Raw genomic sequence first — 24,148 nt, 5'->3', positions numbered from 1 at the left:
TTCTGTCTTCCCGTTTCCTTGATCGCAATCAAGCCTGCTGCGCTTTACTGAGCATCGATTTAACGGAGACGCCGGAGAGCCGGCCGAGTTTGCCCGTAAGTGAACCGAGCTGATCCGTATCGGCATCAATCACCAGCGTGATGGCGGAGCAGTTGCGGTCCGGACACGGCACGCCGGTACGCGCGAGAATGATGTCCCCGTATTCCGATAAAAGGGTATTTACCGCTGCCGCGTTTTTTTCGCGGTTTTCAATAATCAGCCCCACAAAGCCGAGACGCTTTTCCATGATCTCCTCCGTTCCGTTAATCGAAACCGTCAGATTGCGTTTTAAAGAATCCTCACGGCCTGCCGCAGCCGACTGCTCAGATAAATGCACCCTATTTATTTCCTTTCTTCCGGCAAGAGTGAAGTGGGCCTACCGGTCAATATAGATTGCGTATAAACAAAAAAAGCGGCCCGAATGGAGCCGCTTTTACAGATTGCAAAAACCGTTTAATAAAATTTTGACGGACGGGTCGGCCAGCACCGTTCTCCGGTTTCCGGATCGAACGTGCGACCGACAGGGAGATCGCAAAGTTTGTCAGCAATCTCCAGCCATTCGTTCCGCGTTGCTTTCGAAGCAATGATTTCGCCGCGCTCATCCTTGACGACCATCATATAACCGGAATAGCTTTCGCCGCGGCGCTGACCATACGACACGTAGGCTGTCACCGGGATTTCCTGAGTAGATACCGTGAACTCCGACCCATTACCATTCAGCGTAAACGACTCCTTCTGATAACTGTAGAGAATATTCTTATCCCCGTTATTTTCTTCGCCGATATTGAAAAACTCCAGCGTAAGCGGCCGATGATAGGGTCGACCGGAAAGCTGTTTTACCCTGGCAGTAAACGTGTATATCGTTTGACGCGGCAGTTCCGACTCATTGTACGTGGGCGGATAAACCCGTTGATCGGAGGTTTTTCCCAGCTCCAGATCAAGGCGCGGCGGATTGAGAAGCTCTATGTAACGGCGATCCTCTTTGCACAGCCCGGCCAAAGGCACCTTCCGGATCCTGCCCCGGACGGTCTTCAACGTTACCTCCCCGGCAGCAAGGGCAACATATTCCGCCTCCACGGTTTTTCCGTGTTTCAACGTCCACACGTGTACTTCGGCCCGGGCCATCAGGGAAGTCAGAGCCATTCCAAGAAAACTTAAAATCAGTCTGTTCATAACCATTCTCCTAGAAATCCCGGAAAACCGGACCGTTCGTCAGCGTACACTCACCTTCCGGCAGCAACTTATAGATCTCATCCAGCTGATTCCGGGAAAACTCCTCAGTTTTGAAGGCGGGCAGCAACGGTCCGCCCTGACTCGTACGCGGATATTCAACCCCCTCCACTTCCACCAGCAAACAAATCCCCATTTCACCGCCGGTATATTCCCCGAAAATCACTTTCATATCCCGGGGTTCCCCCGCCTTGAGATCAATCCACTCGCCAACTTTCAGCTGCTGATTGGCCACATAATATTTATCTGAGTGAGCCGTATCCGGTGTCGTCCAATGACGCAGATAATCCTTCAGCCGGTTTTCCCAGCCGTTGATCAGCACATTCTCTCCGTCCACATTCACCACGCAGTATGCATCACCCGTACCCCAGAAACGGAAACGAATATCGTCCTTATACACCAGTTTTCCTTCATACTTCACAAGAAAGAAAAAACTGGCGGTCTCCGGTGAACCGTACACATCCGGCGCCAACGGTGAGGTAATCGGCGGAATCATGAAATGTGTGGTATACAGCTTATTCGGTGCCCGATAATATTTATTGAGAATGGATTCCTTCATATTGTTGCGCGCCAGCTCCCTGACGGTCATCATATAAGGCTCTTTCTCCATCGGCGCAGTGCCTCCGCGCCGGTCGCGTTTCAAATCGTAAAATGTACCTTCAAAATCATTACCGATCGACTGACCTCCCCCGAAAACACTGACCTCTTCCAGATTCGGCATAATGTCAAAACCACCGATGCCCCCCACAATATCCCCGCCGATCCCGGACATTTCAGGAAGCTGAATATCGGGCATACTGGCCTTCTGAACTTTCGTGACAATCCGCGTGGTTGATCTCGGCTTCGAAGACTTCTTCACCTTCACTTTCGGCTTCTTCAGCTTCATTTTCGGTCGGTCGACCGGTTTCGGAGGAACAAACTTTTTTTCCTCTTTCTTAACCACATTAAAAACAACCAGCATCCCGGCCAGGGCAAAAGCGGCTGCATGAATGGCTATACTGATAATAAAACCGCTGGGCGCACCTTTAACGACCTTAGCCTCTTTTTTCTTCATTCCTTAAATCCCTCATTTTTTCGCGCACGTTTTCCCTTCAAAAAGAAGTCGTTTCCATGCGTATCCTGCTGTTGTCTCCAAGTAAGAGACTTCCCCTCAGCAGTTAGAGACGGTACCTCGATTGAAAACCGGATAAAAAGCCGGTGTTCCGCCAAAAATATACAATATCCAGCCAGACTGACCGGTTCTCCGATCCCCTCGGTTTTTCGTCTTTTCGGTGAATCTTTATTCTGCTCGCCGATTCATTCTGTTACGTTTTGATGATGTTAACGCTTGAAAACCTGATCAATGAATATGCCGCGCTCGAAACGGAAATACGCAAGATAATGACCCACCTGTTCAGCGGAACGTGCGGCCTGTGCACGGCGTGCTGCTGCCGGGCCGACATCTGTGAAGAAGCGGTGGAAAGCGCGTTTCTCGCCCGCCTGCTCAAAAAGCAGGGCCTCGGGGAAAAGGATATGGACGACCGCTTCGGCTGGCTGGATCTCAGCGGCTGTTCGCTGGATTACGGCCGCCCGCCGGTCTGCTATGCCTATTACTGCGATGAACTGCTCGCCCGCCTGCCTGACGACACCCACCGTTATTCCGCCGGTGTGCTGGGCAAACTGATCCTCCATATCGGACAGCAGGCCCTCGGCAACCGTCATCTGGTCGAGATCATGGATCCGGACGATCTCGAAAAAATTAATTATGATCGCGTTTTCCAAAGGCTGGAAGAAGCCCAGGCCGCCTTCGAAGTGATTAAAGCCTATCTGGCCAGCGGCATGCTCAACAAAGCCGACCGCGAAGTGCTCGCCGTCATTACCACCGAAGAACCGTAAACCTCAGTTCTGCAGCACATCCCACTTCGGCCGCTGCCAGCTGGCTTTAAACGATTCCGCATCGCCGAGCACAATTTCATCCGACTTTTCCACCGCGTCGAGAAAGAGGACAAATTCAAAAGCCCCGCCGTCGCCCATTTCGCGGACCGCCTGCTCGGCCAGCCGGTTCGGCGGCAGCAGGCGGCGCCCGTTGATCACCTCCGGCTCAAGCGGAAGCTCCCCGCCGGCGCGATAGGCTTTATACACCAGCTCGGAACAGACCAGCGCATTTTCAGTGGTGAAATCAAAGTTGAGATCATAGGGCTTGCCGTAGTACGCCAGCGCACCGAGCAGCGCTTTAAACTTTTCCGCTTTTCCAAGGGTTGGACGAACCACCCCGAGATAATCGCACCGCGCACTCGTTTCCAGAGATTGGAAAACAACGCCGGGACGGATGGCCTCGATGACGCGCATGGGGAATCCGTTTTCATCGGATGCTTCCAATGCCTGGAATGCATCGGGATAGAGCGCCTTAATGGTTTCCAGGGGCTGGAAATCCAGCTCACTGAAACAGGCTTCGATTTCCGCCGGCGTTCCGACATAGAGCGCAACGTGGGGCCAGAACCCGGGAATGCCGATATTGGTCATGTGCCAGTTCCGCCGCTGAATCAGAATATCGCCGGGCTGCAGTTCGGCCTGATGCTCCGCAAGAATTTCGGGGGTGATCAGATAGTCGCGTTTCGCTGTGCGGATATAACTCATCTGCACCGCCACATTTTTCTGAACCGGCAGAATTGTTTCAAATGCCGCGCGCTCAAGAATATCGAGCGGGTTGTCGATGAAGAGGTCGGGATGCATACCCATGGTTTTCACAAACGACGTGCGGCGTTCCCGGAAGTCGGCCACAAGCTCCGGCTCAAACGTGATCTCTTTTTTAACCAGTTCAAAATAAGCCGCGCCGGCATTCATCCGCAGGATCACATTCGGATGCGTCAGACGCTGCTTCATAAAATAATAACTGTCGACCGGAATGCCCTCGCCCTCTTCGTTGAGCAGCGTTTCCATGAAAGCATTGCTGCCCACCATTTCAATCACCTGTATGCAGGCGTTGTACTGGGTAATGTAGGCCATGTAAGCCAGCATAAAGGCGTCGGCGTGCAGCGCCGGCTCAGCCACATAATCGATCTGGTAAAACCCGCGATATTTAGCTTTCAGCAAATCAAATTCCAGAAAGGCCATAACACCGTCGCGCCACAGGCGCCGTATGGTTTTGCGCTCGGCCGGGCTCAGTTCATCCACCTTTTTCTGAAGCAGTCCGTTGGACTCGAACGCGGCAATAAAATCATCGGCGGTTTTACGCAGCATATGGTAGCTGCCGAGATCGCGATCCATTTCCGTCCGGATCTTTTCCGGGCTCCATTCGGCCAGCGGACTGCGCTCCACCGGAAACAGCGCCGAGGTGACATAAAACGCCAGCAGCAGCAAAACAGCAACGATCGCATGCGGAAGAAAAGGTCGCGCCTTTTTACGGATCAGCTTTTTCTGCACACGCAGAATCCGGCGGTTGATCTGATAGGAAATCAGCAGCGGAATCCAGCCGAGACCGAGCAGCCCGTAAGCAATGAGCCGGTGCGACGGAAAACCGATTTTCATGCCGAGCACGACAATTGCACTCAATACAAACAACAACGTTAACCAGAGAAGACGCTTATTCTTAAACATAACAACCTACTGTATTGAATGATCCCATCAGATAATAACCGCTTCGGTACGACCGGGTTCAAAATCCCATGCGTCCCGCTCAACGTTCGCCTTCAGCGGTGTCCGGTTCCTCCTTCTCCCGGTTGTCCATATCGATTTTCCACAGCATCTTCTGTGTCTGATAAACCGTAACAAACAAAGCAAAGGTTGCGCCGGCCAGTACAACCGGCAACACCCGCGCAATTTCGAACTTCTCCGCAAAAATAATGATCAGCGTATTGGCCGCGATAAAGATCAGCCGCACCTCGGTCGGGCCGATGCCCAGGTAGCTGATTTTGAATGCCCCCGTTGCCGCGAACGAGAGGAATGAATTCACCATGAATGCGCCGAACAGAGCGAGGATGTAGAAAAGCAGATACTTGTTATGATCCTCCACCATCAGACCGTATCCGATGAGAATGGAGCAGAGAAACAGGTAGTCGAGGAAGTGATCCATGTAGTACCCCCATTTGATCAGGCCGGTGTTCCGCCGCCGTCCCACCTCGCCATCCAGCAGGTCGGTAATGTATTGCCCGAAAATAGCCAGCGAAACCACCCAGAGAAAATGAATGGAGTACCGCGCCATAAAACTGAAGAGAATAATCATGGCGCACCACAGCAGCGTCGTCAGCGTCAGATGATAAGTCTCAATCCCTTTCGGCACCTTGGGCACCAGCCAGTCCTTCAGCCGGTTTTCTGCATCGGCCAGCAGCCAGGTTCCCTCTTTTTTATCGCCATGAAACGCCATTGTCTTCCCCTGTTTTTTCAACTCAGAACGGGATTTTTATCATATGCCGATAACCGCGAAAAGGTCTATCCCCCACCCTGGCCTGTTCCGGATTCGTTTCCCTTGAACTTCTCCGTCCAAACACAAAACAGCTCCTATGCGCCTGAAAATAAACACATTTTTATCAACTGTATGATTTACAAGCATTAACTAAGTATATAGTTCTACCCGCAGCACGTAGGAAAAACGTGGGAAGAAGAAAATCAGGAGAAAAATAATGGCTGCAAAGAAAGCTGCAAAAAAGAAAGCAACAAAGAAGGCTCCGGCTAAAAAAGCCGTTGCAAAAAAAGCCCCGGCGAAAAAGACGGCCAAGAAAGCGGTCAAAAAAGCTCCGGCTAAAAAAACCGCCAAGAAAGCGGTCAAAAAAGCCCCGGCTAAAAAAGCTCCGGCTAAAAAGGCTCCGGCTAAAAAGGCTCCGGCTAAAAAGACGGCCAAGAAGGCTGCTAAAAAAGCCGCGGTTAAAAAAACCGCCAAAGTGAACTACACTGCCGAACAGGTTTATTCCATGATTGAGCAGGCCGCTTACTTTGCCGCTGAAAACGACGGTTTCTCGAAAGAGCCGGCCGAATACTGGGCGCATGCAGAAGCTTCAATCAACGCCATGATCAAAGGCTGATTCCAAAGATCTGAACGTTGAAAAGGCGATCCCGTCGGGATCGCCTTTTTTATACCTCGCTTCCGAAATCCGGAAATTGCACTGAACTTATTTTGAGACTGTAAGTTTCACGCTGTGCTGAATTCCGTCGGTTGCGTATTCCTCGCTTTTGTGGTCAGCCAGCGGAACGGCGTCGTCCCAGGAATAGGCCGTAATTTCAACCTTCCCTTTTTTGTGGCCGGTCACAACACCGAACTTGTCGACCGATGCGATGGAGGAATCGCTGGATTTCCAGATGATGCCGCGCCGGGTGGCGTTTTGCGGATAGATGCGGCACGTCAGCTCCTTGCTGCCGCCAACACGAAGCGGCACCTCGCCTTTGACAATCTGCAGGCGTTGAACCGGAACGTAGGCATTCTGCTTCAGAATCTTACCGAGACCGTCATAAGCGCGCTTCTGTTCCGGAGTCAGTGTATTGATATCGAGTCCGCTGTAGTGCCATTTATTCCAGACCTTGGGCACCTTTTTCTTTTCGGCTCCCGCCTCCTCAAAAAGGTCAGTCCGCAGATCAAAAAAGCGGCCTTCAGGATAGAGCTTGCTCGGAGCATACCGTTTAAATTCCTTGGTAAAAGCATACTCAACCACGTTATCCAGATCGCTGGATTTATTATTTCCGTTATACCAGGTGTAAATCCATTTACGATGATCGGCAGAGGCTTTACCGGTCACCTGCGGCCAGAAACTGATGCCGTCAAGGGCCTCTTTATTCGGCGGTTCAATGCCGACCGCGTCGCACAGCGTCGGCAGAATATCGGTCAGATTAACCATGCCCGAATACGATTTTCCCGCCGGAATTTTTCCGGGGGCCCGAAGCAGCAGCGGAACATGAAGACCGCCTTCTTTATTACTTCCTTTGTCGCCGCGGAATACCGTGCCGTCGGGCAGCACATGTTCGAAACATTCCTTCGTGCCGTTATCTCCCATTACGACAACCAGCGTATTATCATCCAGTCCGAGCTTTTCCAGCTGATCCAGCACCTGTCCCACCATTTTATCCGCATACGCCAGCATATCCGGAAAATAGCGGCGGTCGTCCCCTTTCATAAATCCATATTCAGTGGGTTTTGAAATATCGTGCTCATCAAAGATACTGGCGGGTTTTGTGTCCGGCGTCGGCGTATGTTCGTCGTGCATCAGCACCATGGAATAGTAGAGAAAGAACGGCTTCTCCTGATTACGTTCGATGAAATCGAGGGCGTACCGATTAAAAATATCCGGTCCGTAACAGCGCCGCCCGGTCACCGGATCAATGCCTTTGTAATTCATGATTTCCCCGTTTTCCACAATGTCGGGATCAATCATGCGATACCCCTCGGTCACCACATCAAAACAGCAGAACTCATCCCAGCCGAACTCGGAAATATAATCTTTCCCGGGAATACTTTTCGTGCCGCGCGTCTGTTTCCATTTTCCGACAATGCAGGTTTCATAATCTTCGCGCTGAAACAGATCGCCGAAGGTGATATCCGATGCATGCTGCGATTTGCACTGATGGTAGTTCCGGATATTATTCATGCCGCTCATCAGTGCAATCCGAGTGGGTTCACAAAGCGGATAGGCATAGGCATAATCGCACTTCATTCCATCTTTTGCCAGACTGTCAATACGCGGCGTCTCAAACTCCACGTTTTTAAAAAACCCTTGCGTCGAACTGATCCGGTTAGCCCCATAGGCGGTAATCCCGTAATGACTTAAATCATCAATCAGAATAAATACAACATTGGGTTTTTCAGACGCTGTGACGGATACTCCGGCAAGCAGGGCTGCGGCAAAAAAGCAGGTTACACGTTTCATAATTACTCCATTTATAAATAAACAGAATAACCGCAAACCGACAGGGCTCAACCTATCCTATGGGTTGACTTCCTAAAGACTCGAAAACTTTTATTTGGACGACGTAATCGTCAGATTATCAATACACACCAGGCCCAGCTGAGTGTCCGGTGCAAAAAAACCGATATGGGCACGCGAGGTATTCCACATTTCCTTCGCTACCTTATCTTTTTTATTATCTGAAAATTCTATCTCGGCAATCAGTTCGCCGCTTTCGGCTCCGAGAATTTCCACCCGCGTTTCAAATGAATCAGGCTCGGTCAGCTTCTTTGAAACCAACCGCATTTTATACCATTGTGAAATCGACACGGCATTGTTTTCACGAATGAGGAAATTTTCACCATAAATCCGTTTCGACGATTCATCCGGCATGGCACCCGTCAACACCCAATCGCCAGAGGGAGAAGCCTCCAGCTTTACTTCCCAGCGCGCTTTCGGGCTCAGCAGTGCATTCCCTACCATTACGCTCATCACGGGTTTGGGGATGATCAGTTCCCGAGGATCAGCCGCAATTTTAAAATCAAATTCAGCCTCCAGAGTATAGCCCGGCAACCAGCGGACCGGCTCACCGGTCACACAGCGGATCGGTGTTTTAGACGCTTTGATTACCAGCGCTTTATCCCCGTCGGCTTCACTCGTTCCGACCTGGTCCATAATTGACAGCGCAGATGTATCCGGCACTTTATCGTAGGTATTCCACTCGTGCTGACCGCTGATCGGCCCCGCCTCGAAATCATTAAAACTATACTTCAGGGTCTCCCCCTGTGCGCCGGCACCGATACAGGCCGCTGCCGCGAATGTCAGCCATTTTATATCCATCAAAATCTACCCCATGACGTCTTTATTTAAACGAAATGAATATAGCAGGAGGCTTGCCAACTTCTTGAAAAACCTTTGATCCCGGAAGCAAAAACGCACGAAAGGGCTTTGCCCTTCGTGCGTTTTCACACAAGATTTTTTTTCGGAAGAGGCTACTTTCTGACCGCAGCGCGGATTACCGCAGTGCCCACATAGCCTTCGTCACTGTCCGCAAACGATACGGTAACGACGTTTTCCGCTTTCAATTTAGCCGGATCGATATTGACCAGTTTGGTCACACCGTATTCCCCCTTGCTGAAGCGGTCCGCCGCATCTTCCAGCGGGACATCCAGCGTTTCGCCATTGAGCGTGATGATTGCATTTTTATCGGCATCCGTTTTACGGGTCAGCCCCACGCGCAACTGCGCATATTCAATCTCCTGATCAACCGGAACCTTGATGGTGAACGTCGCTTTTTTCAGCGGCACCATGGTTTTGTCGCCATAGCATGCTATCTCATTCACCACAGCACGTTCTTCAATCACGTCCCCCAGATTCGCAACAATCATAACGGCTTCCCGACCGCGCAGCGTCAGCGTCTCCGGCGTTTTCACGGTTTCCTCGGTGAAATAGGCGGTATAATCATCGTTGCGGCCGAATTTACGGATTTCAACCTGATCGGCTTCGATGCCGTATAGGTTGACGGATTCCGGACGCCAGCTTTGGTTGTTCACAGCCAGATACAAGGTGGAACCGTCCACAAAGGCCCGCGTCTGCAGGTCCGGATCATTGACCAGTGCTTTCACTCGCCGGCCGTTGACGCCCCGGAAAAACTTATAGAAATCGAGCATGTGCGTTTCCACCCACGTCTCTTTGTCGGTGTAGTTTTTCGGCACATACAGACTCGCATAATATTTGGTATCCCACGCCCATGTATTGGGCAGCAAAAACGGAACCGACTTCTGCACGGTGTCGGGATGATCAATAAAAGCCATGGTGTTTGCCAGAATACTGCTCACATGAACAAACGCTACGATGGACCGTTTTTTCAGCTCTCGCTCCCAGGGTTCCGCATCGTTGAAATAGTTTGCCGCCAGCTCTTCGGCCAGCAGCTCACCATCGTAAGCCCCTTTGGGCTGAACATTGATATATCCACCCTGTTCACTGACCACCACGTCGACCTCTTTGCCGAAGGTATTCACCGTAAAGTTCTGCATCAGATCCAGCGAACCTTCCAGGGCAATCCCCGACTGTACACGGCCCCGGAAATCATCATCCTCCCATTTAAAGTAGTCATAGGAATGGAACGAATAGAAATCCATATTTGCATCGGTATTTTTAATAAACCCCTTGAATCCGTTAAAATTCTGATAGTTGTCCCGGAAGAAATAGGAAACCGACTGGCACATCCCGCCGACCTTCACCTCGGGGGTCACTTCGTGCAGTTTTTCCTGCACCGCCAGATGCCAGTCCGCCAGATGCGGATCCACAAAATATTTCCAGTGCGGCTCATTGAGCGGTTCGAAATATTTCGGCCGGTCAAAATCAGTGTAGTTATGCAGGAAAATATCCGCCGCCAGCTGGGCGGCCGCATCGATATTTTCCGGAATCCATTCCGGCGTTCCATGATAATCGGCACCCTCCTGCATGTGCTTACCCATATAGGCCGGATACGCATTATGATTACCGTGCGCCGCTACATCCAGATTCGGCCCGAAATCTTCCAGAAACTGCTTTCCGGGCTTCGGGAGGTTCTGTTTTTTAAGTTTTGTGGTGTCGGCATATCCCGGTCGATTCGGATCCTCCGGCAAGGTTGATGCGGTATATTGCACCGGGCCCAGACTGCGCCCGAAACTGATCCCCAGATCATGCACCAGATAATCATAAATATCTTCCGGCATACGCTTATCAAAACCGGTTCCGTTATCGCTTACCGCAAAATAAGCTTTGCGATCGACTTCAGAAACGCCCCCGATTTCACGCGTGGTATGCGCATCCACCACAATATGCGGCTCATCCCAGTTCACCGTCCGCGCGGCATCCGGTTTCCCGTCATTGGAAACACATCCCGCAGCCAATACCGAGGCCGCGGCCAAACTTCCATAATAAAACTTCATATTCATTTCTCCGTTACTTCTTCTTCAATAAATTCACAAACTTACGCGGCTGGCGCTTACGCGGTTTTTTCACAGTAACCCGCAGTTCAGCAATCGAGGTTTTGTTCCGATCGGCCGCCACCCGGGCCACAATACGTTCCATACCGTTCCCCAGCGAACGGCGCGTATGCTGCTGCATCACGCCATCTGTGCTCCAGCTTCTACCATCTGCCGACCCCTCAATCACAAACCAATAATCCGGGCCCAGTTCTTCCAACCGTTGGAACTCGATTCCCGTATATTCGCCCTGAGCATCGGTCAGTTCCACCTGATGCGGGAGCTGTGCGGCGGTTGGAAGCTTCGGATCCCGCGGATCCCCGCCATGAATATATTCATGAAAATTATCAATTCCATCCCCGTCCGGATCCTCGTCTGGATTCAACGGCCCGAATTTCTGTTCGAACCAGTCGGCAATCCCGTCTTTATCCGCATCCGGCGACGGCAACGGCGCTTCCGAGTCGGTGTCATACAGAGCATACTTTTTCAGCTCCGGCTCCAGCTTTGCTTTCTCCGCCAGCAGCATGTTTTTATATTCACCGTTCGGCAGATCCTCCAGCCGGGTGAACGAATGATAATCGCCGGGACGCTTATTGACGTCATACCACGTGCCCTCCCCGTCTTTCATCACCTTGTCGTTCCGGATCATCTGCGCATCAATGCGCATGGCATAAATATAGTCGCGGTGTTTTTTCGATTTTCCCGTCAGATAGGGCCACAGACTTTTTCCATCGAGCCGATCATAATTCTCCGGAAACTCAAACCCCATCAGTTCGGCCAGCGTCGGCAGCATATCCGTGAAATCAGCGAAGACCGGCAGACGGCCCTGCCGCAGACTCTTCACGCCCGGAGCATAGATCATCAGCGGAACCTGCTGCCCCTGCTGCTGCGTAATCCGGGCTTTCCCGAAATGCCCCGCATTATCCTGCGTACCATTATCCGCAAAAAACAGAATAACCGTATTTTCCAGCTCCCCCATTTCCTTTAGCTTCTCGACATACTGCCACATGTGATAATCGAGATACTCCACATGATAGCTCAGCCCCGCCGGGGTAATATTAATCCGCTCATACGTACCGTCATTGTTTTTAATGTGCTTTGGCTCCTTACGCACATATTTCCCGTTTTTCCACTCAATCTCCGGCGTTCCCGGCCAGACCGTCGGCGTTCCGGGAATGGCACAATCCCTGGCCAGATGTCCCAGATGCGGATGATGCATCACAAAAAACGGATTTCCAGAGGCCTTGGAACGCTCCATGAAATCAAAGATATATTCCATCTCCAGATCCGGCGCATAATCATTGATCTCCGTTTTCACAAATTTAAACGGTTCATCCGGGAAATCAGGATGATTGATCAGCTGAATTTCCGGCCACCAGAAAAAGGATTCATGGTCCCAGTCCTCCGGATTCGCGGTTCTGAAAATCGGATACGGATTGGTGTTCGGCGTTCCGAACGGGTTCCACCCCATATGACGCGCCGGTTCCGCCGGATCAAAAACACACTCGTTAAATCCGAAACTCAACACATCGCCGCCGGCCCCGATATGATTTTTCGACACCCAGATATTCGCATACCCTGCATCGCGGCTCATTCGTCCCAATGTAATGGGGGCGCTTTCATAACCGGAATAGACGTTCCAGCAATCGGAACCGATATGTTTATTATCCCAGTATTTATTCTGATACGCATACGTACCGGTCATCAGCTGCACCCGGCTCGGCTTGCAAATGGTCGAGCCCCAGAACGTCTCCACAAAACAGCCGCCGCCGTCAATCATCCGATCCATCATCGGCGTTTTTGCCCGGCGCTCCCCCGTCCACGTCGTCGATTCATAATACGGGAATTCCCGCGCACTGATATCGTCCGCCATCACCAGAATCACGTTCATTTTTTTCCCGCCTGCCGCACGCAACGTACCGGCAGCCAGCAGGATTCCCAGGACCGGAAACCACATTGCTTTCATCATCTTTCTCCCGCCTTAAAATGAGAACTGAAACACCTTAAGGAATTAAAAAACCCAGTCAACGGAATCCGACTGGGTCATAAGAACTACTTCAGTTTAAACGGCCGGCGCGAAACGGCATCCGCCGTCGGAAAATCATCCGGAACCGGAATCGTCACTTTTCCGGAAGCCGCCCATTCACAGCCCCGCACAAATGTCGTAATGAATCCAACGCCCTCGAAAGCCGGCGTATCGTGTCCCAGCGTCGTATGAAAACAGCGGCCCTGACCGTAATCAATGGCCATCAGCATCGGCTGGTGTTTTCCTTTACGTTTTTCCACACCCTGATCCTCGCCCGTGGCCAGCACCGTCATATTCAGCGCCGGACCGCGCATATTGGCATAGCATTCATCTTTCGACGTCAACCAGGACTTCGGCAATCCCTTCATCACCGGATGTTCCGGCGCACGCACCACAATCGGAAACTCATGCTGCGGACCATGGGAACCGGCATTGCCCGGCGAAGTATCACGCACTTCCTTGCCCTGATCATTGAAATAGACCATCGGACCGCTCTTTTCATTACGACCGCCCCAGCCGCCGACACCGATCATTTTATTGAATTCAATCCACTGCGGCCAGGCGTTGTCGGCCGCATGCACCGACACAAATCCGCCGCCGTTCAGCATATATTCCTCCAGCGCCTTCTCGGTTTCTTTGCTCAGGTTCGCCGCCTTCCAGCCGAAGTTCGAAATGATCACATCATAATCGGAAAAATTCGGTTTAAAATCGGGATCGCTTTTCGGCTGCTTCACCGCCTCGCTCTCAAAGTCACCGGCCATCGGAAGATATTTGGCTTCACGCTCCGATTTCCAGATGTAGCGCACCCGGTCCACATCCACTTCAAACAGGCCGGTTTCCTCCAGATACTGTTTCATCATGATCGTGGACTTCGGCCAAACCGCATGGTTGTTCTGACCATCAACAATCAGTGCTTTCAACTTTGCTTCCGCACCGCCCACAGCCAGCACAGCACACAGCAGACTCCATATAAACTTTTTCATACTCCTGCTCCTTTCTCGGATTTATGAGTTGTAAAACATAAGACGCCGGTCGCATAGAATCTTGTACGGAATCCGCATCCTTTTGTATTTCACAAATACCCGACACCCCGATTTGCGGACTATTCTGTCACATATTCCGACGCGGTGTAGGAAAAGTCCGGATCGAGATTCTCAATCACGCTTTTTCCAAAAGCCGGCGGGATTTCAAGAAAACCGATGGTCTCCACCATCGTGACATCGGTTGAATTGGTGGTTTTGGTGATTTCCGGCACATCGAATTTACGAATGAGGGACAGATATTTTTCGGGCTGAAGCTCCGGTTCCAGCACAATGACCTCTTCAAATTTCAGCGGAGAATCCTCCCAATCGAGCTCCAGCGTATTCGTCCCCGCCGGCAGCGTCATCGTCACAAACGATTCATTTCCGATCACCGCCGCCAGCTCACCATCCATATGAATCAGCACCTCCGACGGTGCCGGCTCCGGCTCAATCCGGATCAGCGTCAGTTTTCCAAAAACCGGAACAGGCGGCTCTGCCGGCACCGCTACCGGCGGTTCCACCGAGGCCGGAACCGTTTCCGCAACCGGGGAATCGACCTTCGACGCACAACCGCTCAACAAAACCAGCAAACAGCATATCGACAGATAAAATTTCACGCTTTCCTCATTTCTGAAGAAAGCGTGACACGGACTTCCAATCATTGGAAGAATTATTCACGCCATGCGTCGATTTTAACGAACCAGAATCACCCAGTCCTCTTCGGCTTCCGACGGCGGGTTCCCCAGATCGGCTTTTCCCCCGCCTTTCACCGCAGCCACAGAGCCGTGCTGCAACGCCCCGCCCCGGCGCGGGTTGAACCAACGGACATTGAAATCGCCCGAAACGCCCGAAAGATCCAGCTCAGCTTTTCCAGCCTTTGGAACATAGATCACATAAACTTCCGGCCGGGAAAAACAGAATCCGGCATTCACATCATTTTTCGGATTTCCGATCAGCGCATTGCTGTTTTCCATCTCCCAGAACGGGATCTTATTTTCGTTGAAGAATGCGAGCGCATAGCGGCAATAGTCCCAGAAACCGTCACGCGAGCGCCAGTCGGTACAGGTCAGATCGGAGTGCGGAACCTTATAGCCGAAATACCATTCCACGCCCCATCCGCCGGCGAGCAGCGTTCCCCAGAGTGCATTTTTACGGGCGTTGTAGTGATTCACGCCGTCGGAATCATTCGCATCCGGAAGCAGCGAAAAGGAGGCATCGCCCGGTTCATCACACGCCACGGCCCACGGTTTTCCATGCTCGGCAGACTGGTTGCGCAGTTTAAGCACATTACCGTGCACATTGCGGAAATCCTTTTGGTTCGTTTGCAGCGAAGGTCCGGTGTATTTGCTCTCCGGCCCGAGAATATCATCGAACCATTTTCCGTTATGAATCACCCGGTGGTGCTGATAAGGATCCTGCAGATACAAACGCTCCGCACAGGCCAGCCGTTCCGGCGTTTCGGCCGGCGGTGTTCTCAGGTGTCCCCATTCGCCACTCTCCTCACAGACATTCCAGTTGAGCGCCAAATGATGCCCGAAACGGGCGATGATTTCGCGATAGTACAATTTGGTCCGAGCCCCCACGGCTCCACCGTCGAGCAGGCCTTGGTTTTCGTGTTCCATCAGCTTGAAATGCAGAAAAAGGCCGTGCCGCTGCGCATGTTCAAATACAATTTCCCACTGATCCAGTTTGGAGCAGTCGAACCGGTCCAGCGTGTCATAATCCACATACGGAAAAGCGTTCTGATCATCCCCGCCGATATTCATCGTCAGAAAAGAAACCGAATTGAGGCCCTCGGATTCCAGATAATTCAGTGCACCGATAATCCCCTTGCCCTTTCCGCCCTGCCAGACGGGATCGCCGTTTTTCCAGTCTCCGGAATGCGCTTCCCAGGTTTTCACGAGATTATCTTTATGCCCGTCGGCATTCTGAGTGCCGTCAAACTCGGCATACGACAAAAAGTTTTCCGGCGCATCGGGGCCCATTTTCAGGAAATATTCCCCGCTGCCCGCAAACTGCAGATAGTGCCCGCCCACATAATCAAGGCGGCCTTTGGAGCGGAAATCGCGCCCGGTTTTATCCGTTTCCGCAATATCGAAAGAACCGGTTTCCCCATCCATAAATTCGCCGGGTTTACCGGTGTCCTTTTTGGAACTGATCGCCGCGTAATTCCCTTTACGGAAATCGACCTCATATTCCCAGGTGCCGGTCCGGTCCGGCGAAAAGTGCACCCGCCATTTATCGCCTTTAACCGCCGAGGTTTCTGCGGCATTCCCATCCGCCGCAAAATAACCCGGAACCACATAGATTTTTCCGGTGGCCGGATGCCGGAAGGTCACATTGAGACGATAGTTCATAAACGGATTTAATTGGGCCTGCTCCGAAGTTTCCGGACCCTGGAACGTCAGGGTGACCTTGTGCCACGTTTTGAGTTCACCCGAAATTTCGGCTTTGCCGAACGCCCATACACTCATAAGGCACAGCAGTGCCGTCCATGCTCGCTTCATGCTCAACTCCCTTGTTTCATAATGGAGGAAAAGGCTTTGTCCGAGCCGCCGTTCACCGGACAGGCTCCGACGGAGCGTCGCCCTCCACTCAATTATTTAGTTTTCGTCACCGTCGTGATCCGGGCCGCAGACATCGTGATGCCCTTCTCCTCGGTGGAGATCTTCAGGACGTTGTCCTTCTTGATCCAGTCCGGATTTACAGAGAGTTCAACATAATCGAAGAAATTAGGCGTTCCTTTTGAATAAGAAAGGTCCGCAGTCCCAACAGCCTGACCGTTCAGCTCAAACGCAACGGGTTTCTGCATGCCGCCTTTACGATAGAATCCCACGCGCAACACGGCGGATTCCACCTTTTTCACATCGACCGGAACCGGCACTTCGATGGCACCGTCGATCTTAACCGCCGTGCCGCGGGCATAGTGAATGCGCTCTTCCAGCGTGGTTTTGATCTTCGGCGCCTTTTCCAGCTCAAGTTCAAAAATGGCGGTAACATCCACCCCCATCGGAATGGTCTTCAGACTTTCGAGCGGCTCATAACTGTACCGGGTTTCGCCCTTCTCAAAAAAGGCCATCCGCCGTTTCACAGATTTCACCGCAGCGCCCTTCGGCACCACGGCATCAATATCCAGCTCCACGCGCTGCCCGCTATGGTTATTCATCACAAGACGAATCAGATTGCCGTCAATCAGTGCCTGTGTACGGACCTTGTGCTCGGAATCGGATACCGGAATACGCGTGCCCTTAAACCCCTTCCACATATCGAGAAGATAGGTGTTTTTGGTTTTCACAAACTCGCCGTCGGGCGTCTGATGAATAAACGTTTCCAGCGAGTCCGGCGCCCAGTGCATGAAGGTCAGCATGAACGGAACCGTAATCTCAAAATCGTGCGGACGGTCGAGAAACTTAACCATCAGCGAATTGATGTTCTTGATATGCATCCAGAAACCGCGTTCATCGCGCACAAAACTGAGCGAGCCGTATTCCGAACAAACCATCGGTTTATTATTTCCGGTCGCCGCCATATGGGCGCGCAGCATATCCACCGTATTTTCCAGCCCGCCCTGCACATAGCTGCTTCCCTCGCGCTGCACCCGCTCGAGCGAATCCATGGCTCCGACTTCATAAAAGTGGTGCGAATAAAAATCGAGTTTATCGCGCGTCAGATCCATAAAACGGGCCTGATCGCGCCACACGCGGAAATCGCCGGCATACGGAACAAACCAGGCCGAAACCGGACCGCCGATTTTGATCTCCGGCAACTCTTCATGAATGGTGTCGGCCATCGTGTTGTGAAAATCGGCCAGCAGTTTCCAGCTGTCGTATCCTTTTTCGTGGTGATAAACCCACTCCGACTTCACGTCCGACTCATTTTTCACTTCCCAGTAATTTGCCGTACGGCCGCTGTCGCGAATCTGCGCTTTCAAAAACTGAAGAGAAAGGTCCGCCGCCGCATGGAATTTATCGACCGCCGGCGTGCCGCGCTGATTCGGAACCCCCGGGAAATTAGTCGGATGCATAAAACGCGGCCAGGAATCGAAGCCCATAATAAAATCCAGCTCAGGGTCCACCCCTTCAAACTGCCAGCAGTCTTCCTGCTCAAAAAACGCCGGATCCGCATAGCCCGAGCCCGGACGCGCCGGATCCTCTTTCAAGGTGGTCATCGCGTTGGCCGCCCCGTAGCGATCCTCATAAGCCGGCCCCAGCTCAGCCAGTTGCCGGCCGGGCAGAAAACCCATCCCTTTAAAATAGGGTTCTTTACCGGAACGGTCGGCATTCGGCATGGCGTAATAGCGGAAATAGCGTTCCGGTTTCAGCTTGGAAATCCCCTCAATCGAACGATAGTGCGTGGCATCCACCGTCACCTGCACACGTTTCACCGGTTTATCCAGCCCCGGCTCACGGTAGATCGAAGCATCAAATTCCATGGCAATGCCTTCGCGATGCACAAATTCGACTTTCTCCACCGTGCCCTGACCCTCGATTTCCAGCGTCAGCGGAACATTCAGCGCGCACATAAATGACGTCACTTTGATCTGAATTGATTTTTCGCGCTGCGCCGTAATCCCGAGCACCGGGTTGCCCGAACCGATACTGATCACTTTCACCTTGGTGACGCCGTCCAGGTTTTCACCCAGAATCTCCACCTGCTTAAAATCAAAAATATGTTCGTTCAGCTCCTGGGGAATCGGAACCTGCAGCATACCGTCAATCTCCGTCGGTCCCTTGTAAAACGGCAGATGGGTCAGCGCCTTCACCCCGGAATTGACCTGCGTTTTCGTCGAAACCTCATAATGCGGCACCACCTCGTTAAACAGACGCTGATGCTTTTCATAGGCCGCTTTTCCGGCCGGACCCAACTGTTCCAGATTAATTTCCGCCGCCCCGGCCGAAACCGCCGCAAGCACGAGCACTGTCAGAAAACTTCGCATGAGAACCATAACATTATCCTTTCAAAAAAGATCCAACGATTGGAACCCCCAACCGTTGGACAAACAAAACTAGGCTTTTGGCGCAGCAGTCGATTCGCGCGTAAGCAGATGCGGCTCAAAACGCATCTGCCGTACCGGCATCTGACGGTCCTTGTTTTCAATGCGGTCAATCACCAACTGAGCCGCCTGCACGCCGATTTCATAAGCGTCCTGATGCAGTGTCGTAGCCGGCGGAATCATATATTCGGAAAACTCTTCATCGCCGAAACCGATCACGGACAGCTCTTCCGGAATGGGCATATTCAATGAATGCGCGGCACGGTAAACACTGGGCAGCATAAAATCGCCGCCCGCAAAAATTCCGGTAACCGCATTTTCTCCAGTAAGAATATCCCGGATTCTGGCCTGATTTTTTTCATCATCCTCAAAATTCCAGCCCTCCAGCATCACCGGCTCTGCCGCATCCGCCATACGGGAAACCGCATATTCAAACCCGCGCTTACGAAGCTTAAGCGATTCAGTATCCGTATAAAGCATCGCGACCCGGCGGTGTCCGAGTTCCAGCAGATGCTCCGCGGCCAGCTGCCCGCCGTGTTCATCAGCCGTACCCACAAAATCAAACTTTTTTTCACTCGTCAGCGCATAATCCACCGAAACCACGGGCATATGATGCTGCTCAATAGACTCGGAAACCTCATCCATCCGCTCCGGATAAGGCCGGATAATCAGCCCCTCCACCCGCCGTTCCGCCAGACGCTGCACCAGCTGCTCGTCTTCGCCATCCTGATTATGCATCAGCAGAATCGGCAGATAATTCCGCTTCATCAGCTCATCATGGGCCCCGCGGAAGATCTCTTCGGTAAAGTTATCCACAAACGGATCAATGATCAGCCCGACCGAATAGGTCTTGCCGCTCTGCATCCCTTTGGCAAAAAGGTTCGGTACGTAGCCCATTTCATTGGCCACTTTTTCGATTTTCCGCACCGTGGCGGCTTTATGAAGATGGGCTTTCCCGTTCAGCACGCGGCTGACGGTCTGAAACGAGAACCCCGTCTTCTCGGCAATATCGCGAATCGTGATTTGTTTGCTCATAGTGGCCAGTTGTTACCACAAACATTTAACTTCAGGCAATATTTAAAAGCCTTTCCCTGCTTTCACCGTATCCTGATCCTGAGAATTAACATGTTTGTCTCAAATTATGAAACCTGCGATGCCGCGGAAACGCACCGCCTTTTCCAGCCCTTGGAAAGAACAGACCGTCCCCTGCCGCACCAAATCTTTGCAAAAGATTATTTTTCACGCTCATCAATATAAGGTAGCTTGATTCCAAATACGGTACGAATGGCCGAAAGGATATACCTGCACCGGAATATGCAATACATATCAACCACACTGTTGGTCTCGGAAAATATAAAATGAATATCTATCGAATTTACGAACATGAAGAAAAGCGACAAGAAACAGTGAAAGTTGGTTTCCTCTGGTTCGCTTTCTTTTTTGGGTGGCTGTGGGCGCTAACGCAAGGATTATTCAAATGCGCTCTTAAATGGTTTCTAATATCGTTAACCATTAGCGTTGTCGCACAAGTGATTAGCCGATTAACCCACAACACAACCATGGGCTCAATATTCAACCTAGCGGCTTTAATAGTGTTATGGATTTGGATTGGAAACATAGCAAGCCGTAGGAAAGAAGCTCACTTGGTAAAAAAAGGATACAAGTTGATATATGAATCAGAAGCTGGCTGTTTTGATGAAGCAATGAGTTCGTTTAGAAAACAGCAGATACCTGAATAAAAAAGACCAACCAGATCCCGGACCCTACTTGAACAACGCCCGTTTTTGAAGGCAAAGTTTGTTTCCCAAGCGGGTCAGGATTAACGTTGGAAGAGGAAAAATATGAAAATAATTGGCGTGATTTTTGGACTCATCGCAATACTTGGAACGTTGCTCGGAATTGCATCGTTATCTGAAGCAACCATGGGTATCGGAATTATTGCTGCATCCGCAGTAGCTGCAATCTTCTCACGCATATCTCAAGCTGATGCACATCATCTTGAACAAAAGAAAAAAATCCAAGAGCTACAAACTGAGATGTACGAAGTTAAACGTATTCTCGCTCATGTGCACAAAGTCAAAGTAGACTAAAAGACTTCCAACCAGCCATCTGAGGTTCTCCGTCAACGCAAAAATTGACTTTCGACAGGCCCGTTCAGCCTAATGGCATCAGGGTGTTCGGCAATGATTTTGATTAATCCAGAGCCTCGTCTTTTGAGTACGCTGATATAGTGCAGCTCGTCGTAAGGAACCCGCTCTTTCCAGCAGCGGTACAGAATACGGTTCCATTTGTAACCCAGTGCCCGGACGGCCTGGTGATGACCCATTCCCTTCTCTCTGGCTTGGATGTAGAACGCCCGAGCCCACAGGGAGTGCTTACGGGTCTCACCGGCCCATTCATGAAAGCTCTGCCGTATAAAGTTCGAGCACTTCCAGCGTCGGTGCACCCAGTGCATTTTTCCGCTGCGTTCAGTGACGGGGGCAATGCCGGAATAGTTCTCCAGTTCCTGTGCTGAGTTAAAGCGGTTGCGATCGGTGCCCAGTGCGGCAATCAACCGAGGGCCGAATACTTTGCCGGTGGCCGGAAAGCTTGAAATGATGGCGACATCGGCATGCGAGGCATAGGTGCGAACGATCTGCCGGTCGTATTCCCGGATGGTTTCCCTCAGCTTCTGAAGCTGGGCCACCAAAGCCAGCATCTGCATGCTGAAGCTTTCAACGATCACCGGATCGCCGGTGACCGGCTCTGCCCGCTCGATGGCGTTCAGACGTTTTTCAATGGCTTTCGAGTAGCGGCTGTTGCCCCGGGTGTAGAAGCTGCGAACCGTCGTTAAACGGGAACGCTTGAGTTTTTCAAACGTGGGCCAGCGAGCCAGAAAATCAAGAGCCAGTTTTTCGTTCAGCTTGTCGCCGGCCACCTCGCAGGCGAGTGGATAGTAGCTTTTGAGACAGGAACGCAGTTCGTTGGTCAGTTTGACCCTCAGATCAACCAGTTTGCGGCGATGCTCGGTCAGCAGCATCAGTCTACGGGTGTCCGGACTGTCCGGACGCCAGGCCTTAAGTTTAAGGGTAAGTGTCCGTCCTATTATTTCGTTATCAGACCCAAAGCTGGCGATCGAGGGTGCGGTACTGAATGGCCTCCGAAATGGGGTTGGGCTGAATAGTTTCGGCGGCGGCGAGGTTGGGGTCGTGGTCTACATTTTCCAGAGGTTGAAAAGTTCCAATGACTGGAGGGTCGAAGGCCTCGGCGACCGGGCGGCGGGTTCGGCGAACCAGCCCTACCCATGAACCGCCTGTCTTTCCTTTCCGTGTATTTCGTGTATTCCGTGGTTCATAATTTTCTGTCCGCGCAAGTCCCTGCGCGGCATCGGTACGGCCTTGGCAAACATCGCGGATCACCTCGTCGTCGAGATCGGGAATGTGCACCGGGGTCAGGTGTCCGGACCGCAGAAACTCCGCCAGCTTACGCGCATCGCGCCGGTCGGTTTTCTTTTTGTCTCCGGACTTCGAGGGAATCAATGAAGGAGCAATAACCACGCATTCGAAGCCGAGTTTAATCAGCCGGCGCGCCAGCACAAACCCCGTCGGCCCGGCCTCATAGCAGCAAAGCACTTCAGCATCTTCAGGATAGCCCAGCTTCTGCTTGGCCAGGACCAGTTCAGCAAGAAACCGTTTGCGGTCACGGGCATCAATATTTTTGCGCCGGATCTTTTCGCCGTTATAAAAAGCCAACAGCCATTTGCTGTTGCTCAGCTCCATGGCAACGAGTAATTTCTCAACGTTATGTGTGGGTGTGTTGTTCATTATGTATCTCCTTATTCTATGGTGATCTAAGGATCATATTTTGAATGACAACCCCCACATAGCATCTACCGTGAAAACGCCCGTCAAGTCAGGCAACGAACAAGGCTTTAACGTTAGACTAGGAAAAAATATGAAAACCATCATCACATTCATTATAGCCATATCAGTAACCATCACGGGCTTTTCTGAATCAAAAGATGAGCTTATTGAAAAACTTATCATTCTCAATGGAGTGGAACTGCAATTCAATGAAGGCGCAGAGAAAATACTCAATCAGCTCATGCAATCATATGAGGGAAAAGGGAAATCATATGATTCAATAAAAGAGATCGTGCGTAAGCACTGCAACTGGAAGAGTTGGAAACCATATTACACATCCCTCTTGGATGAAACATACACAAAGAAAGAATTAGAGAGCCTGATTCAGTATCGAACCTCTATCCCACCTGAAATCATGAAACTGTCAGAAAAGCAGGTCGATATTCAAGTGAGGTATACCTTTGCCCAAAGGAAGTGGGTTGAAGAAATCCAGCCACTAATTAGTGATGACATCCAAAAACTACCCCCGACTCCAGCAGAAGAATTAGAATCATATGCAGACAAATGGAATAGCTGGAGTGAGGGAGAAAAACGATTTTACATTTCTGGATATAAAACCGGATGCGAAGGTGCGATTGCAGAGTTTTCCCGTGAACTAAAACCGAAAAAAGAAGTATTAAACAAGATAACTAAACGCGTTGAGTTAAACTCACACTTCCAAAAATTAAGCGGAGCTGTTACAGATTTTTACGCTGATCCGAAAAATGCAGAAATTCCATACATACCAGCCTTCTATCTTGTTGATGCAAAACTTCAAGGGAACGACATCAGCGAAAAGTTAGAACGGGCAAGAAAACGATCATCAAAAACTGATCCGAACCGGCTATCTAAGGATGTCCGTCAACCATAAAGAAGCCTGCTAAGGGTTGATCAATTTAAAATCTTCCGAATGTTCTGCGATTACTTTCCACAGACTTAACCCCCGCTTTTTAAACCTGCTCAAGTAGTGCAGTTCGTCATAAGGTTTCTTCTCGTTCCAGCATCGATACAGGATGCGGGTCCATTTGAAGGCCAGTGCCCGGACGGCCTGGTGATGGCCCACCCCTCGATCCCGGGTCTGCGCAGAGACGGACTTAAGATTTTGGACCACGGGTTAAGTTAGGTTTTGGTGCATGA

At 51.3% G+C, this 24,148-nt stretch carries 21 protein-coding genes; 5 read left to right on the top strand and 16 right to left on the bottom strand.

The features are described 5' to 3' along the window. Window positions 1–28 precede the first annotated feature (28 nt). The 3 genes from P9H32_RS16960 to P9H32_RS16950 form a co-directional block, all read right to left on the bottom strand. Window positions 29–376 carry a TM1266 family iron-only hydrogenase system putative regulator gene (locus P9H32_RS16960; protein WP_322610112.1) on the bottom strand — a complete coding sequence of 116 codons (348 nt, stop codon included), beginning with the start codon at window positions 374–376 and terminating at the stop codon, window positions 29–31. Between the two features lie 116 nt (window positions 377–492). Beyond that, window positions 493–1,212 carry an SHD1 domain-containing protein gene (locus P9H32_RS16955; protein ID WP_322610111.1) on the bottom strand — a complete coding sequence of 240 codons (720 nt, stop codon included), beginning with the start codon at window positions 1,210–1,212 and terminating at the stop codon, window positions 493–495. 10 nt (window positions 1,213–1,222) lie between these two features. Further along, window positions 1,223–2,323: a hypothetical protein gene (locus tag P9H32_RS16950; protein ID WP_322610110.1), complete on the bottom strand. Its 1,101-nt coding sequence runs from the start codon at window positions 2,321–2,323 to the stop codon at window positions 1,223–1,225. A 260-nt stretch (window positions 2,324–2,583) separates the two neighbouring features. On the opposite strand from P9H32_RS16950, the gene P9H32_RS16945 reads away from it, so the two are divergent. Next, window positions 2,584–3,144, top strand: coding sequence for a hypothetical protein (locus P9H32_RS16945; RefSeq protein WP_322610109.1), 561 nt, complete (start codon window positions 2,584–2,586; stop codon window positions 3,142–3,144). 3 nt (window positions 3,145–3,147) lie between these two features. Here the strand turns inward: P9H32_RS16945 and P9H32_RS16940 are convergent, their stop codons facing one another. Together P9H32_RS16940 and P9H32_RS16935 are read right to left on the bottom strand one after the other, a co-directional pair. Beyond that, complete coding sequence (locus tag P9H32_RS16940; protein WP_322610108.1) at window positions 3,148–4,845, bottom strand: YiiX/YebB-like N1pC/P60 family cysteine hydrolase; 1,698 nt, start codon at window positions 4,843–4,845, stop codon at window positions 3,148–3,150. A gap of 79 nt (window positions 4,846–4,924) precedes the next feature. Beyond that, window positions 4,925–5,611 carry a CDP-alcohol phosphatidyltransferase family protein gene (locus P9H32_RS16935; RefSeq protein WP_322610107.1) on the bottom strand — a complete coding sequence of 229 codons (687 nt, stop codon included), beginning with the start codon at window positions 5,609–5,611 and terminating at the stop codon, window positions 4,925–4,927. A 256-nt stretch (window positions 5,612–5,867) separates the two neighbouring features. Between P9H32_RS16935 and P9H32_RS16930 the strand changes: the two genes are divergently transcribed. Further along, window positions 5,868–6,266, top strand: coding sequence for a DUF2934 domain-containing protein (locus P9H32_RS16930; RefSeq protein WP_322610106.1), 399 nt, complete (start codon window positions 5,868–5,870; stop codon window positions 6,264–6,266). A gap of 87 nt (window positions 6,267–6,353) precedes the next feature. Here the strand turns inward: P9H32_RS16930 and P9H32_RS16925 are convergent, their stop codons facing one another. From P9H32_RS16925 to P9H32_RS16885, 9 genes are all read right to left on the bottom strand, one after another. Then, a complete protein-coding gene (locus P9H32_RS16925) occupies window positions 6,354–8,099 on the bottom strand; it encodes a sulfatase-like hydrolase/transferase (protein ID WP_322610105.1) in 1,746 nt (581 codons plus the stop codon). Between the two features lie 90 nt (window positions 8,100–8,189). Beyond that, a complete protein-coding gene (locus P9H32_RS16920) occupies window positions 8,190–8,957 on the bottom strand; it encodes a hypothetical protein (protein ID WP_322610104.1) in 768 nt (255 codons plus the stop codon). 152 nt (window positions 8,958–9,109) lie between these two features. Further along, complete coding sequence (locus tag P9H32_RS16915; RefSeq protein ID WP_322610103.1) at window positions 9,110–11,053, bottom strand: hypothetical protein; 1,944 nt, start codon at window positions 11,051–11,053, stop codon at window positions 9,110–9,112. A gap of 13 nt (window positions 11,054–11,066) precedes the next feature. Continuing rightward, on the bottom strand, window positions 11,067–13,058 hold the full coding sequence (locus tag P9H32_RS16910) for a sulfatase-like hydrolase/transferase (protein WP_322610102.1): 1,992 nt from the start codon (window positions 13,056–13,058) through the stop codon (window positions 11,067–11,069). Between the two features lie 83 nt (window positions 13,059–13,141). Further along, window positions 13,142–14,098 carry a ThuA domain-containing protein gene (locus tag P9H32_RS16905; protein ID WP_322610101.1) on the bottom strand — a complete coding sequence of 319 codons (957 nt, stop codon included), beginning with the start codon at window positions 14,096–14,098 and terminating at the stop codon, window positions 13,142–13,144. Window positions 14,099–14,217: 119 nt separating this feature from the next. Then, entirely contained in the window at window positions 14,218–14,754 is a 537-nt protein-coding gene (locus P9H32_RS16900) for a hypothetical protein (RefSeq protein ID WP_322610100.1), read from the bottom strand. Window positions 14,755–14,829: 75 nt separating this feature from the next. Next, entirely contained in the window at window positions 14,830–16,644 is a 1,815-nt protein-coding gene (locus P9H32_RS16895; protein ID WP_322610099.1) for a DUF5060 domain-containing protein, read from the bottom strand. A 92-nt stretch (window positions 16,645–16,736) separates the two neighbouring features. Continuing rightward, a complete protein-coding gene (locus P9H32_RS16890; protein WP_322610098.1) occupies window positions 16,737–19,082 on the bottom strand; it encodes a hypothetical protein in 2,346 nt (781 codons plus the stop codon). A 60-nt stretch (window positions 19,083–19,142) separates the two neighbouring features. Next, window positions 19,143–20,165 (bottom strand): LacI family DNA-binding transcriptional regulator, encoded by a 1,023-nt coding sequence (locus tag P9H32_RS16885; RefSeq protein WP_322610097.1) that lies wholly within the window; start codon window positions 20,163–20,165, stop codon window positions 19,143–19,145. Between the two features lie 323 nt (window positions 20,166–20,488). On the opposite strand from P9H32_RS16885, the gene P9H32_RS16880 reads away from it, so the two are divergent. Next, a complete protein-coding gene (locus P9H32_RS16880; protein WP_322610096.1) occupies window positions 20,489–20,869 on the top strand; it encodes a DUF2628 domain-containing protein in 381 nt (126 codons plus the stop codon). 102 nt (window positions 20,870–20,971) lie between these two features. Next, window positions 20,972–21,220, top strand: coding sequence for a hypothetical protein (locus P9H32_RS16875; protein ID WP_322610095.1), 249 nt, complete (start codon window positions 20,972–20,974; stop codon window positions 21,218–21,220). Window positions 21,221–21,252: 32 nt separating this feature from the next. Here P9H32_RS16875 and P9H32_RS16870 read toward each other — a convergent pair whose 3' ends face one another. Together P9H32_RS16870 and P9H32_RS16865 are read right to left on the bottom strand one after the other, a co-directional pair. Beyond that, window positions 21,253–22,149, bottom strand: a complete 897-nt coding sequence (locus tag P9H32_RS16870; protein ID WP_322610094.1) for a transposase — start codon at window positions 22,147–22,149, stop codon at window positions 21,253–21,255. Between the two features lie 76 nt (window positions 22,150–22,225). Beyond that, window positions 22,226–22,933, bottom strand: a complete 708-nt coding sequence (locus P9H32_RS16865) for an IS110 family transposase (protein WP_322610093.1) — start codon at window positions 22,931–22,933, stop codon at window positions 22,226–22,228. A 130-nt stretch (window positions 22,934–23,063) separates the two neighbouring features. Here P9H32_RS16865 and P9H32_RS16860 point away from each other — a divergent pair, with 130 nt between their 5' ends. Continuing rightward, window positions 23,064–23,882: a hypothetical protein gene (locus P9H32_RS16860; RefSeq protein ID WP_322610092.1), complete on the top strand. Its 819-nt coding sequence runs from the start codon at window positions 23,064–23,066 to the stop codon at window positions 23,880–23,882. The last annotated feature ends 266 nt before the right edge of the window (window positions 23,883–24,148 follow it).

It is taken from the genome of Pontiella agarivorans, from assembly GCF_034531395.1.
In the GTDB taxonomy this organism is placed as follows: domain Bacteria; phylum Verrucomicrobiota; class Kiritimatiellia; order Kiritimatiellales; family Pontiellaceae; genus Pontiella; species Pontiella agarivorans.
The sequence above is the reverse complement of the archived record's forward strand: the minus strand, read 5'-3'. Positions and strand labels throughout refer to the sequence as shown.